This window comes from Falsiroseomonas sp. E2-1-a4 (assembly GCF_051433165.1).
Lineage (GTDB): Bacteria > Pseudomonadota > Alphaproteobacteria > Acetobacterales > Acetobacteraceae > Falsiroseomonas.
Genome location: NZ_JBHMFS010000007.1, coordinates 25577 through 39344 on the forward strand (window position 1 = coordinate 25577; position 13768 = coordinate 39344).

Genomic DNA, 13768 nt, shown 5'->3' on the forward strand with positions numbered 1-13768 from the left:
CGCTGGTCATCAGGCGGCCGGTTTGCCCCAGCCGCCGCCGCCCGGTGTTTCCAGCCCCAGCACATCGCCGGGGTTCAGGCTGGCGCGGTCGCAGCCGGCCATCTCTTCCCGCGAGCCATCGGCGCGTTCCACCCATTGCCGCCCCGGCGCACCGGACGCGCCGCCATGCAGACCATGCGGCGGGACGCGGCGGCGGGAGGAGACGATCACGGCCTCCATCGGCCGCAGGAAGCGGATGCGCCGGCGGCTGCCATCGCCACCCGCCCATTGCCCGGCGCCGCCCGAGCCGCGACGGATGGCGAATTCCTCCAGCCGCACGGGGTAGCGCAGTTCCAGCACTTCGGGGTCCGTCATGCGCGTGTTGGTCATATGCGTCTGCACGGCGGAGGTTCCGTCGAAGCCCGGGCCGGCGCCAGTGCCGCCGCAGACCGTCTCGTAGTATTGGTAAACCGCATCACCGAACAGCACGTTGTTCATGGTGGCCTGCGCCGAGGCGCAGGCATCGAGCGCGGCGAGCAGGGCGTTGCAGGTCATCTGGCTGACCTCCGTATTGCCGGCGACCACCGCCGCACCGGGCCGCGGCGAGAGGAAACTGCCCTCCGGCACGATGATCTCCAGCGGCACCAGGCAGCCATCATTCAGCGGGATTTCCTCGCCCACCAGACTGCGGAAGCAGTACAGCACCACGGCGCGGCAGACCGCGGCGGGGGCGTTGAAATTGTCCGGCCGCTGCGGGCCGGTACCGGTGAAGTCGATGCTGGCGCTGCGGCTGGCGCGGTCGACGCGGACGGCGACCTTCAGGGGCGTGCCGTCATCGATGGTGGTCTCGAATTCGCCATCGGCCAGGCGGTCGAGCACGCGGCGGACCGCTTCCTCCGCGTTGTTCATCACGTGGCGCATATAAGCGCGCACCGTTTCCAGCCCGAAATCGGCCACGGCGCGGCGCAGTTCCTGCACCCCCTTTTCGTTGGCCGCGACCTGCGCGGTGATGTCGGCGACGTTCACATCCGGGCTGCGCGCCGGGTATTTTGCGGAAGCCAGCAATTGGCGAAATTCCGCCTCCCGCATCCGCCCCTCGGCCACCAGCAGGAAGTCGTCGATGACAACGCCTTCTTCCTCCAGCGTGGCGGAGCCAGGCGGCGTGGAGCCGGGGGTGAGGCCGCCGATATCGGCGTGATGGCCGCGGGAGCCGACGAAGAACAGAATCTCGCTTCCCGCTTCATCGAAGACCGGCGTGATGACGGTGACATCCGGCAGATGCGTGCCGCCGTTGAACGGGTTGTTCAACGCCACGACATCGCCCGGCCGCAGGGTTGCGGCGCGGGACCGGATGACGGTGCGGACGCTTTCGCCCATGGCGCCGAGATGCACCGGCACATGCGGCGCATTGGCCACAAGCCGCCCCGTCTCGTCGAAGATGGCGCAGGAGAAGTCGAGACGTTCCTTGATGTTCACGGAGAGGGAGGTGTTTTGCAGTACCGCGCCGGTCTGCTCGGCGATCGACATGAACAGGTTGTTGAACAGCTCCAGCATCACCGGATCGACGCGGCTGGCGTCGGCCACACGCGCGGCCTCACGCTGTTCGGTGCGGCGCAGGATCATGTGATTGCGCGCGGTGACTTCCGCGGTCCAGCCTGGCTCGATCACGGTGGTGGCGATGGCTTCGCGGATCAGCGCGGGGCCGGCGATGCGGTCCCCGGCACGCAGCGAATCGCGGTCCAGCACCGGGGCCTGATGCGCCGCGCCGGCGGCGAAAACTGTCGCGCTGGTCAGTGGCTGGGGGGATTCGCCCATGGCACGCTCGGCCAGCGCCGCTTCCTCTACCTGTTCGCCGGGGGAGGTCACTTCAACGACGCAGGCTTCCACCACCACCTGCCGTTCGGGCGTGGCAAAGCCGAAGCGCTGGCGATGCGCGTTGGTAAAGGCCTCCAGCACCTGGTCATGCGTGCCGAAGGGGACGGGCAGGAAACTGTCGGTGCCGGCATAGCGCAGATGCAGGCGGCGGGCGGCGCGTAAAGCAGCGGCGGCGGCACCCTGGCGCACCAGTTCCTCCCGCCCCGCCTGGTCCAGCGCATCCAGGCGCTGGGCCAGGTCGTCCATGGTATCGGCGCTCAACGGTGCCTCGACTGCCGCCTCGCGAATCGCGCTCTGGTCGGCGAGGCCCATGCCATAGGCGGACAGCACGCCGGCGAAGGGATGGATGAACACCGTCTCCATGCCGAGTTCATCCGCCACGAGGCAGGCATGCTGCCCACCTGCACCGCCAAAACATTGTAGCGCGTAGCGAGTGACGTCGTGGCCCTTCTGGATCGAGACCTGCTTGATGGCGTTGGCCATGTTCGCAACGGCGACACGGAGAAAACCCTCCGCCACCGCATGCGGGTCCTGCGTCTGGCCGGTGGCAGCCTCGATCTCCGCGGCCAGCGCCGCGAACTTCTCGCGCACCACCGCGGCGTCCAGCTTCTGGTTGCCCTCCGGCCCGAAGATCGCCGGGAACTGGTCCGGCTGGATCTTGCCGACCATGACATTCGCATCCGTCACGGTCAGCGGACCGCCGCGGCGGTAGCAGGCCGGGCCGGGCACCGCGCCCGCGCTTTCCGGGCCGACGCGAAAGCGAGCGCCATCGAATTTCAGGATCGAGCCACCACCGGCGGCGACCGTGTTGATCGCCATCATCGGCGCGCGCATCCGCACGCCGGCCACCTGCGTCTCGAAGGCGCGCTCGAATTCACCGGCATAGAGCGCGACATCGGTGCTGGTGCCGCCCATGTCGAAGCCGATGATCTTCTCGAAGCCCGCCATGGAAGCGGTGCGTGCCGCGCCGACGATGCCGCCGGCAGGGCCGGAGAGAATGGCATCCTTGCCCTGGAAGCTGCGCGCCTCCGCCAGCCCGCCGGAGGACTGCATGAAATACAGCTTCACGCCCGGCAGTTCCCCCGCCACCTGTTCCACATACCGGCGCAGGATCGGCGAGAGGTAGGCGTCCACCACCGTTGTATCCGTGCGCGGCACGATGCGCGGCAGCGGGCTCGCCTCATGGCTCAGGCTGATCTGGGTGAACCCCGCCTCCCGCGCCAATTCGCCGACGCGCAGTTCATGCGCCGGATAGGCCCAGGCATGCATGAAGGCGATGGCCGCCGCGCAGATGCCGGCGGCGTGCGCCTCGGCCAGCGCGGCGCGGGCAGCGGCCTCGTCCAGCGCCTCGATCTCGGTGCCGTCCACGGTCATGCGGCCGCCGATCTCGGCGACATGCTCCTGCAGCAATTCGGGCAGTTTCACATGCAGGTCGAACAGGCGCGGGCGGGCCTGGTTGCCGATGCGGGTCATATCGGCGAAGCCGCGATTGACCAGCAGCAGCACCCGCTCCCCCTTGCGCTCCAGCAGCGCGTTGGTGGCGACCGTGGTGCCCATCTTCACAGCCTCGATCGTGCCGGGCGGGATCGGCGCGTCCACAGCGAGGCCGAGGCAGGCGCGGATGCCGGCCACCGCCGCATCCCGGTAGCGGCCCGGATTCTCCGACAGCAGCTTGCGGGTGGAAAGCTGCCCCGCGGGGTCGCGCGCCACGATATCGGTAAAGGTGCCGCCGCGATCGATCCAGAACTGCCAGCCGCTCATGCCACGCTCCTTCGCTCAACCGCTGATCACATCCCGGCAAGCGGCGCGCAAGGCCGCCTAATGCGATGCGGCATGATTAACTCCACCCGGCACGCACCCTGTAGCCCGGCGCCCGCCCATGCTAGGACAGCCGCGACCGGGGGTGAGGCACGCTTGAGCATTTGGGGCAAATTGCTGGGCGGGGTCGCCGGCTTCGTCACCGGCGGGCCGCTTGGCGCAGTGATGGGCGCGGCGCTCGGCCATGCGGCGGACCAGGGGCCGGGCGGGCGCGTGGCCCCCGGGGCGGCGGACCTCGCGGCCCTGCTGGGCAACAGAGAAACGCTATTCGCGATCTCCGTCATCGTACTCTCGGCCAAGCTGGCCAAGGCGGATGGGCCGGTGCAGCGGGCGGAAATCGACGCCTTCAAGGCGATGTTCCGCATCCCGCCGCAGAACATGCGCGAAGTGGCGCAGATGTTCGACGAGGCCCGCCGCGACACCGGCGGCTGGGAGCCTTTCGCCGAAAGGCTGGGCGAGGCCTTCGCCGACAACCGCGCGATGCTGGAGGATGTGCTGGCCGCGCTGTTCTACATCGCCCGCGCCGATGGCCCGATGACCAAGGGCGAGCTGCGGGTGTTGCAGGGCGTGCATCAGCGCTTCGGCCTGGATGCCACGGCCTGGGACCGCGCCAAGGGCGGCCAGGCCGGCCAGGGCGGCGCAGCGCAGCGCCGGGTGGAGGAAATCGATGCCTATGCCGTGCTCGGCCTGCCGGCCAGTGCGACGGATGAGGAAGTGCGGCTCGCCTGGCGCAAGCTGATGCGGGAAAACCACCCGGACGGCCTGGCCGCCCGCGGCGTGCCTGCGGAATTCGTGGACCGCGCGACCCGCAAGGTGGCCGATATCAATGCGGCCTGGGATAGGATCAAGCGGCAGCGCGGGCTTTGATCCGAATCCGCGACCTGCCCAGTCCGAACCACGACGCGCGCCCCGAGCCCGTGGACACGCTTGTGCTGCACTACACCGGGATGCGCAGCGGCGCCGAGGCCATCGCCCGGCTGCGCGACCCCATCGCCCGCGTCTCCAGCCATTATGTGGTGGAGGAAGACGGAACAGTGTTCCGGCTGGTGCCGGAGGATCGGCGCGCCTGGCATGCGGGGGTTTCCCACTGGCGCGGCCGGAACTTGTTGAACGGCCGCAGCATCGGCATCGAGATCGTCAATCCCGGCCACGAATTCGGCTACCGCCCCTTCCCTGCCCTGCAGATGGCCGCGGTCTGCGACCTGTGCCTGGACATCCTTGGCCGCCACGCCATCGCGCCGCGCGATGTGGTGGCGCATTCGGATATCGCGCCGGATCGGAAGGAAGATCCGGGCGAGTTGTTCGACTGGCAAGGCCTCGCCGCCAATGGCGTCGGCCTGTGGCCGGAGGGTGAGGCCGCGCCGGATGCGGAGGCGCTGACCCTGCTCGGGCGCATCGGCTACCGCACTGACCTGTCCCTGCCCGTCCTGCTGCGCGCCTTCCAACGCCGCTGGCGCCCAGCGCGCATTGATGGCTTGGCGGATGCGGAGACTCTGGCGCGGCTGGCCGCGGTCGCCGCTGCGCCGTAGCGCCGGCTACTCCGCCGCTTCCTCCCCCACGATCATCGCCTCCAGCGTCGCCAACTGGTCCGCCTCCACCGCCGGCTTGTCGGTCCGCAGCCGGGAGATACGGGGGAAGCGCAGCGCGACGCCGGATTTGTGCCGGCCGGACCGCTGGGCCGCGTCGAAGATCACCTCGATCACCAGCGCCTTCTCCACCTCCCGCACCGGGCCGAAGCGGCCGGTGGTGTTGTTGCGAATCCAGCGGTCGATCCAGAGCAGTTCCTGGTCGGTATAGCCGGAATAGGCCTTGCCCACCGGCACCAGCTCCTGCCCCCCGGCCCCATCCGGGCGCCACAGGCCGAAGGTGAAGTCGGAATAGAAGCTGCTGCGCTTGCCGTGGCCGCGCTGGGCGTACATCAGCACCGCATCCACCCCGAGCGGCGCGCGCTTCCACTTCCACCATTTCCCCTTCTGGCGCCCGGCGGCGTATTCACTGTCCGCGCGCTTCAGCATCAGCCCCTCGATCGCCGCGTCGCGGGCGCCGGCGCGGATCGCCTCCAGCTCCGCCATGCTGGCGAAGGGGATCAGCTCGGACAGGTCCATGCGGGCGGGGCGGGTGCGGGCGAACCAGGCTTCCAGCCGGGCGCGGCGGGCATCGAAGGGCAGCGCGCGGAGGTCCTCGGCGCCGTCGAACAGCATGTCATACAGCCGCACGCCGACGGGATGCGACGCCTGCATCTTCGGGCTGACCATCTTGCGATTCAGCCGCTGCTGGAGGTCGGCGAAGGGTGCGATCTCGCCTTCGCGCATCACCAGCAATTCGCCGTCCAGCACGGCGTGGAAATCCATCGCGGCGAGGATTTCAGGGAAGCCACCCGAAATCTCCTCCGCCCCGCGCGACCAGACCGCGCGGCCACCGGGGGTGGCGGAAAGCTGCACGCGGATGCCGTCCCACTTCCACTCGGCGCGATGCGTCCCAGGCCCGATGGAGGGGAAATCCGGCTCCTCCAGCGGGTGCGCCAGCATCAGCGGGCGGAACACCGGGCGATCCTCCGACGAGGGCCGCGGCCCCTGCCCGGTGAGCCAGGCGAACAGGTCGAGATAGGGCGGCGCCAGGCCGTGCCAGACCTCCTCCACCTCCGCCACATCCTGCCCCGCCCATTCGGCCAGCGCCGTCTTGGCCAAGCGCGCGGAGACACCGACGCGCAAGCCGCCGGTGACCAGCTTGATCAGCGCCAGCCGGCCATTCGCGTCCAGCGCATCCAGCCAGCCGGCCAGCAGATCCGGCAGCGCGGATTTCGGCGTGGAGTCCATCGCCTCCACCACCTCGGCCAGGCCAGGCGGCGGCGTGTTGACGCCGGGGCGCGGCGGCCAGATCAGCGCCACCGTCTCCGCCAGGTCACCGACATAATCGTAGGACAGGCCGAACAGCACCGGGTCCGTGCGCCCTGCCACCAATTCCCGCACCATGCCGGGCTTGGCGGCGCGAAACACCAAGTCACCGGTCAGCGCCGCGAGGCCGATGCCGCGATCGGGGTCCGGCTGCGTCGCGAACCACTGCCGCAGCAGGGCCAGCTTCGCCAGGCGGCCGGGCGTGAAGGCCAGGCGTTCCAGCAGATAAGCAAAAGCGGGCAGGCTCACTTTTCACCCCTCAAGCGCCGGGCGGGCGCTCCGCGCCCTCGGCTCGCCGCATATGCGGTGGGCGCCGTTCGGCGCCTCGGCGGCCGAAGGCCGCCGCAGCTTGTGCGAGTTGTCACGCCGGCTGCTCCGCCGCCTCGGCCGGCGCCGGGTCCTCATCCTCCTCGCCGCGGCCAAGCAGATGCAGCGCGCGGCCGCGCACGCCGCGCAGCGCCATGGCGTGCACCAGCGCATCGTTGCGACCATGGGTGACCCAGACCTCCGGCGCCTGCACCTCCTCGATCGTCGCCAGCAACTCGTCCCAATCGGCGTGGTCGGAGATGATCAGCGGCAGTTCGACGCCCCGCGCCTTGGCCCGCTGGCGCACCCGCATCCAGCCTGATGCCGCGCAGATCAGCGGCTCCGCCAGGCGGCGCACCCAGGCGGTGGCCTCGGCACTGGGCGGCGCCAGCACCACTTCGCCGGCCAGCAGCCCGCCGCCACCGCGTTTGGCCGGCGCAGGCACCGGCGCGAGCGGGCCGAGTTGCACGCCGAACTCCTCATACAATTCGCACAGCTTCAGCAGCGCGCCGTGCAGATAGATGGTGCGGCCCCAGCCGCCCTCCCGCAGCAGCGCGATCAGCCGTTGCGCCTTGCCCAGCGCATAGACGCCGACGAGATGCGCGCGGTCCGGGAACAGGCGCAGGCTTTCCAGCAGCCGCGCCACTTCGGCCGCCGCATCCGGGTGGCGGAATACCGGCAGGCCGAAGGTCGCCTCGGTGACGAAGACATCGCAGCGCACCGGCTCGAAGGGCGCGCAGGTCGGGTCGCGACGACGCTTGTAGTCGCCGGAGACGACGATGCGGCTGCCCTGCCAATCCAGCACCACCTGGCAGGACCCCAGCACATGGCCAGCTGGGACCAGCCGGATATCCACGCCGTTGTGCCGCACCACCTCCCCCGGCGCTGCCACCTGGCGCTGCCGCCCGGCGCGGCCTTCCCCCATCCGCGCCTGCATGATGGCCAGCGTCGCCGCACTTCCCAGCACATGGTCGTGATCCGGGCGGGCGTGGTCGGCATGGCCATGGGTGATGATCGCGCGCGGCACGCCCCGGCCGGGGTCGATGAAGAAATCGCCGGGCACGCAGTACAGGCCCTGCGGGGTCACGCGCATCCAGCTTTCCGGGTGGGGCATTCCCGGGATTTCGGCACAGGGGCCTGGGAATCAAGGGTTTCGCGGCTCGCGCGCCCGATTGGCCCGCCTCCGCAACCCTTTCCATTGAAGGCAGGTCGCTGATAGCGTCGGGCTTTGCCGGATATTCGGGAAGCAACCCTTTCGATACCGCCGGACTGCCGGAGGGACCCGCTTGAGCGAGGCGCGATGACGACAGCTAGCCCGGCCCGCCCACCCACCCGGCCCGCCATGCCGGATCGGGTCCAGGATGCGAATGCCCAGCGCGTCTTCGACCGGCTGTTCGCCCCGGCCGGGGTCACCGCCTGGCGCGATGTGATCGAGGTTGCAGGCGGTGGCCGGTTCGGCGCGCGCGTGCTGCAGGCCAGCCCCGGCTCCCGCTGCTGGGCCTTCGAGCCAAGCGAGGCCGCGCGCGATGCCACGGCCGCAGGGCTGCCGGAAATGACCGCCGCGGGGCGCCTGCTGCCGCGGGTCCTGGACCCGGCCCGGCCCGATGCCATGCTCGCCACCCTCACCGAGGCTGGCCAGGCCCGGCGGGTGGATGCGGTGTTTGGCATCGAGTCCCTGCAGCAGGCCGGGCTGCCCACGCTGGTCACCCATTGGCTGAACGCGGCGCTGGTGCTGCGCCCCGGCGGGCGGCTGCTGATGACGCTGGCCGACCCCACCACCCCCGCCGGTTTCCAAAAGATCCTGCGCGACATCCGCCGCACGCATCGCTTCCAGGGCCGGCCCTGCGACAGATTTGCCTGGAGCTCGGCCGAGATCGTGCGCTCCGTGCTCGGCCGCCTCGGCTTCGTGGTGGAGGTGCTGGAGCCGTGGTCGAACCACGAAGGCCGGCCGCCGCGCGACCTGTACCTGTCCGCGCTGCTGCACGACCCGGACCGGGCGGAGGCACTGCGGCCCGCCCTGCAGGCCGGCGCACCGTCTGAACCGGCGCGGTGCTACGCCGAGTGGTGGGATGCCCATGCCCCCCGCGCCATCGCCGCCCGGCCCGGCCGCCCGCCCGCCGGCGCCGTACTCGACCGGCTGCTGCGGCCGGCGGAGGTGGAGAGCTGGCGGCGCGCCATCGAGATCGGCCCGGGCGATGCGCGCTATACGGCGGAGGTGCTGCGCGCCAACCCGGCCGTGAAGCTGACCGTCTTCGATGTCAGCGACCGGATCATGCAGGCCGCGGCGACAAGGCTGCCGGAGGCGGTGGCCGAAGGCCGGCTCGGCTTCCTGCCGATCGACCCGTTGCACCCGGACGGCATGCTGGTGGCCTTCGAGCGGGAGCATCTGGCGCGGGAGGTCGATGCCGTGTTCAGCCTCGACGCGCTGATCCATGTCGATCTGCAATACCTGGTCGCCTATTGGCTGAATGCCGCGCTGCTGCTGCGGCCGGGCGGCTGGCTGGTGTTCGGCGTGGCGGATGCGACGACGGAGGCCGGCTTCGCCCGGCTGATGGCGGAGCTGCCGGCGGCCTATGCCAATCCGGGCCAGGCCAGCGACCGGCTGGAATATCTCAGCTTCGGCCTGATCCGCCCGCTGCTCGAACGCTTCGGCTTCGAGGTGACCTATGCCGGCCATGGCAGCGCGGCCGATCTTGGCGGGCGCGACCTGCACGTAGTGGCGCAGCTGGTCCGGCCGGAGGCGGCGGAGACCTTGCGCGGCCACCTCTCCACCGGCCTTGCCGCCCCCCGCTTCGGTGGGCCGGAGGATGAGGCGACTGCGGCGCCCGGCGTGCCGGATTTTCTGGAGCCCCTGGCGGATGACAGCGTGGAAATGGCCCACGCGCTCGGCCAGGCCCTGTGGCGCCAGATGCGGCTGCATGATCTTCCGGGCCGTGATGGCTGGGTGGAGAACCGGCGCGACGTCCAGCGGATAGGCCAGCTCGTCCTGCGCGACCTTGCCGAGATGGGCATTACGCTGCACAAATCCGCCATCCGATCCCCCGGGACCCCGGCCGGCCCCGCAGCGGTGCTGCCAAAAGGGGCGTGAACCAGGCGGCGAGGCCGATACGCTCGCCCGAACATACGGCAGGCATGACAACTCCGGACGCCTCCCCCCTCCGCCTGGCGGCGCGGCTTCGCGAAGCGGGCGACCTGCCCGCCGCCGTGCAGGCGCTGGACGGCATCGATGCCGCGGCGGACCCGCAGGCCGGCTTCGCGCAACTGCGCTATCTGTTCGAGCTGCAGGATTACGTCGGGCTGCAGCAGGCGACACGCCGGCAACTTGCGGCGTTGAGCCGGGCCGGGGCGCCGCCGGATGCCACGCAATGGCTCGCCACCCTGCTGCGCTTCGCGGAACGCTGCTGCCTGCCGCCGGCCGAGATTGCCGCGGCGCTGGATTGCACCCGCCTCGCGGCCCTGGCGCAGCCGGATCTGATGCTGGCCTGGCGCGCCGCGCGCCGCCGCCAGACCTACCGCGAGGCGCTGCCCACGCGCTTCGGCGGCGGCGTTTCCCTGATCTCGCTCGGCACCAACTGCCTGCCCTGGCATCTGCCGGGCCGTTGGGGCCTGCGGCGGATGGCGGATTTCACCGCGCTGTTCGGCCCCTTCTCGCTTGCCGGCCACAGCATTCCGGGCATGATCGCGGCGCTGGAGGATGATTTCGCCGGCTATTGCGCGCTGGAGGGCACCCGGATCGTCACCACGCCGCGTGGCCACACCATGGCGGTCCGGAAGGATCGCAGCGCGCATTGGAATCATAATCGCGGCCCCTATTGGCTGGGCCAGGACGCCGCCCCGCTGCGCGCCAACCTGGCCGCCAAGGCGGATCTGTTCCGCGCCGCCTGCCGCCGGCCGGATGCGGTGTTCCTGCTGGCCGGCTGCCAGGCGGAATACCCGGAGGAATCGCTGGATTTCCTGCCGCGGCTGGATGCGGCGCTGGCCCGTTTCACGGGCCATGCCGGCAACCGCATCCTGATCACCAACCAGACCGCGCGTCGCCGCGAAGCCGCCAGCCACCAGGTCGATGCCACCACAACCTTCGCCTACTGCCCGTTTCCCGGCACCGATTACGTCTGGCATGACGATGAAGCCGCAGACAGCCCGGCCGGGCAGGCCTTCGAGCACGGCTACATGCTGACCCTGATCCGCAGCCTGCTGCGCTGGGGCGTGCTGCACCGCCTCTCGGTCCCAGCGCAGGCATGACGGCGGAGGCCGCATCGCTGGATTTCGATCCGGCCCGGGAGGCGCCACTTGGCGGCCGGCTGCGAAGGCTGTTCCATGACGAGGAGCACGCCGCCTTCCAGGCTCTGCTGCGCCAGGCGATCCTGCAGCTGGGCGCGATCCCGAACCCGTCCCTGCCATATCTGCAGTTCCTGCTGCGTTTCGGCGAACGCGCCTGCCTGGAACCCGCGCTACTGCAATCGTTGCTCGATGGGCTGCGGGGGCGGGCGACGGCGGATGCGGGGTTGCGTCCAGTCTGGCAGGCGGTGGCACGGCGGCAGGAATTCCGGCTGCGGCTGCGGGCGCGGCGGCAGGGTTCGTTGACGCTGGTCTCGCTCGGGCTGCACTGCCTGCCCTGGACCCTGGTGAATCGCTGGGGCTTCCGGGATGCGCCGCAATTCATCGCCCTGCAGAACCCGTTCTGCCTGGCGCTGCACAAGGCGGCGACGGTGGCGGACGCCATCGCGCAGGATTTCGCGGGCTACGCCGAGCCGGCCTTGATGCGCGAAAGCACCACGCCGCAGGGCCAGCGCATCGCCATGCGCCAGGATGGCGGCGCGGTGTGGAACCACCATCGAGGCCCGGCCTGGCTGGACCCGGACTATGAAGGGCTGCGCCGTTCGCTGGCGCTGCGTGCCGCCGCATTTCGGGAGTCCTGCCGGCTGCCAGGGCTGGTCTTCCTGATGGGCGACAGCCGTATCGACCTGCCGCTGCAGGCCCCGCCCGCCTTCCTCGCCCCGCTGCGGGCGGCCTTGGCCCAGGCCACCGGCCAGCCGGGCAGCCGCCTGATCCTGACCAGCCAGCCGCGTCGCGGCGGGCCCGCCGGGCTGGAATGGCTCGATGAGGCCACGGCGCTGGTCGCCGCCCCCTACCCGCATCCGCGCTACATCTGGGCCAATGACGATGAGGCCGACAGCGAAGCCGGGCTCGATTTCGAACAGGGCTATGCCGAGGCGCTGCTGGCCTGCCTCACCCGCTGGGGCCTGACCGCATGAAGGGCGTGCTGGCGCCGGACCTGCTGGATCGGGTGGTGCTGCGCCATTGGCGCCAGGGGCGCTGCGAGGAACTGACCGGCCGCGACTTCTGGCAGCGCGTCACCGCCCGCGCCGCCTGGGTGGAGGCGCATACCCCGCCCGGCGGGCTGGTGCTGGTGATCGGCGCGACGGGGGCGGAGGCGATGGCGCTGTTCCTCGGCATCGCCGCCGCGGGCCGGCTCGGCGCCTTCTTCCCGCCGGCCTCCCCCTTGCAGGACCAGCGGCATTTCTTCGACCAGCAGCGCGCCGCCCTGGCCGCCATCGCGCCGGACGCGATCTGCGTGCTGGAGGCCGCGACGGCGGAAACGGTGCGGCGCATCGACCCGGTGCTGGCCCAGGCCGTGCGGCTGGCGCCGGCCACCGCGACGGGGGACTCCGTGGCGGCGCTGGATGCGCTGCGGGCGCGGCTCGCTACCGACGCGCCGCTGTTCGTGCAGCACTCATCCGGCACCACCGGCATCAAGAAGGCGGTCGAGATCAGCGGGCGGATGCTGGCGGGGCAGTTCGCCGCCTATTGGCCGGGGCTGCGGGCGGAGGTGGGCGTGGCGCGGCTTTCCGTCGCCTCCTGGCTGCCGCTGTATCACGACATGGGGCTGATCGCCGGCTTCCTGCTGCCGATGCTGGGCGGTGATACGGTCTCCATCCTCGACCCCTTCGAATGGATCGGCGCGCCGGGGCGGTTCCTGGAGATGATCGAGGCGGATGGCTGCGACATCGCCTGGATGCCCAACTTCGCCTTCCGCCACTTCACCCGGCTGCGGCGCGCGCTGAAGCCGGCGCGGCTCGCCAGCATGAAGCTGTGGATCGACTGTTCCGAACCCTGCCGCCTGGTGGATGCGCAGGGTTTTGAAGGCGCGTTTGCGGATATGGGCGTGCGGCCGGGCTCCGTCGTCGGCTGCTACGCCATGGCGGAGACGGTCTTCGCCGTCAGCCAGGGAAGCCCGGCGGCGCGCATCGGCCTCGCCGTGCCGCCCGACCTGGCACCGGGCCAAAAGGTGCCGGAGGAATGGGTGGCCGATACGGCGCCGCCCGGCCGGAAACTGGTGCTGTCTTCCGGTCGCGTGCTGCCGGGCGTGATGCTCGCGGTGTTCGATGGCGACCGCGCGCTGCCGGAAGGGTGCTATGGCGAAATCGGCCTGCGCGCGCCCTTCCTGTTCGCCGGCTATCGGGGCCAGGCGGCGGTGGAGGGCGTCTTCCGCACCGGCGACCTCGGCGTGGTGCTGCGCGGCCAGGTCTTCGTCTTCGGGCGGCTGAAGGAAATCATCATCGTCAACGGCAAGAACCTGTTCGCCGGCGATGTGGAGGCGGCGCTTGCCGGTATCCCCGGCCTGCGCCCGGGCCGCGCGGTGGCGTTCGGCGTGGAAAGCGACCAGACCGGCAGCGAGGAACTGGTGGTGGTCGCCGAGCACGACGAAACCTCCGGCATCCCCGCCGCCGAATGCCGCGCCGCGATCAGCCGCCTGGTGACCGAGACCTTCCTGGTGAAGCCGCGCGACGTGCGGATCGTCGCCGATCGCTGGCTGGTGAAAAGCACCAGCGGCAAGATCAGCCGGGAGGCCAACCGCCGCCGCTATCTCGAAACCTTCCGCAATCCGGAGTGAC

The 13768-nt window shown here is 70.7% G+C and carries 9 protein-coding genes; 6 read left to right on the plus strand and 3 right to left on the minus strand.

The window, feature by feature from the left end:
* Window positions 1-9: 9 nt before the first annotated feature.
* On the minus strand, window positions 10-3615 hold the full coding sequence (locus ACFHNC_RS09375) for a hydantoinase B/oxoprolinase family protein (protein WP_437168968.1): 3606 nt from the start codon (window positions 3613-3615) through the stop codon (window positions 10-12).
* 153 nt (window positions 3616-3768) lie between these two features.
* Here ACFHNC_RS09375 and ACFHNC_RS09380 point away from each other — a divergent pair, with 153 nt between their 5' ends.
* On the plus strand, window positions 3769-4539 hold the full coding sequence (locus tag ACFHNC_RS09380; RefSeq protein WP_437168969.1) for a TerB family tellurite resistance protein: 771 nt from the start codon (window positions 3769-3771) through the stop codon (window positions 4537-4539).
* Complete coding sequence (locus ACFHNC_RS09385; RefSeq protein ID WP_437168970.1) at window positions 4536-5201, plus strand: N-acetylmuramoyl-L-alanine amidase; 666 nt, start codon at window positions 4536-4538, stop codon at window positions 5199-5201. Before ACFHNC_RS09380 ends, ACFHNC_RS09385 begins: the two co-directional genes overlap by 4 nt.
* A gap of 6 nt (window positions 5202-5207) precedes the next feature.
* Here the strand turns inward: ACFHNC_RS09385 and ACFHNC_RS09390 are convergent, their stop codons facing one another.
* Together ACFHNC_RS09390 and ACFHNC_RS09395 are read right to left on the minus strand one after the other, a co-directional pair.
* Window positions 5208-6809: a cisplatin damage response ATP-dependent DNA ligase gene (locus ACFHNC_RS09390; protein WP_437169146.1), complete on the minus strand. Its 1602-nt coding sequence runs from the start codon at window positions 6807-6809 to the stop codon at window positions 5208-5210.
* A gap of 118 nt (window positions 6810-6927) precedes the next feature.
* Window positions 6928-7965 carry a ligase-associated DNA damage response exonuclease gene (locus ACFHNC_RS09395; RefSeq protein WP_437168971.1) on the minus strand — a complete coding sequence of 346 codons (1038 nt, stop codon included), beginning with the start codon at window positions 7963-7965 and terminating at the stop codon, window positions 6928-6930.
* Between the two features lie 207 nt (window positions 7966-8172).
* On the opposite strand from ACFHNC_RS09395, the gene ACFHNC_RS09400 reads away from it, so the two are divergent.
* The 4 genes from ACFHNC_RS09400 to ACFHNC_RS09415 are packed head-to-tail and all read left to right on the plus strand — an operon-like array spanning window position 8173 to window position 13767.
* Window positions 8173-9960, plus strand: coding sequence for a class I SAM-dependent methyltransferase (locus ACFHNC_RS09400; RefSeq protein WP_437168972.1), 1788 nt, complete (start codon window positions 8173-8175; stop codon window positions 9958-9960).
* A 44-nt stretch (window positions 9961-10004) separates the two neighbouring features.
* Window positions 10005-11114, plus strand: a complete 1110-nt coding sequence (locus ACFHNC_RS09405; RefSeq protein WP_437168973.1) for a hypothetical protein — start codon at window positions 10005-10007, stop codon at window positions 11112-11114.
* Window positions 11111-12127, plus strand: a complete 1017-nt coding sequence (locus ACFHNC_RS09410; RefSeq protein ID WP_437168974.1) for a hypothetical protein — start codon at window positions 11111-11113, stop codon at window positions 12125-12127. The genes ACFHNC_RS09405 and ACFHNC_RS09410 overlap by 4 nt, the downstream gene beginning before the upstream one ends.
* The gene (locus tag ACFHNC_RS09415; protein WP_437168975.1) at window positions 12124-13767 is read left to right on the plus strand and encodes an AMP-binding protein; all 1644 of its coding nucleotides are present in this window, start codon (window positions 12124-12126) and stop codon (window positions 13765-13767) included. Before ACFHNC_RS09410 ends, ACFHNC_RS09415 begins: the two co-directional genes overlap by 4 nt.
* Window position 13768: the final 1 nt, after the last annotated feature.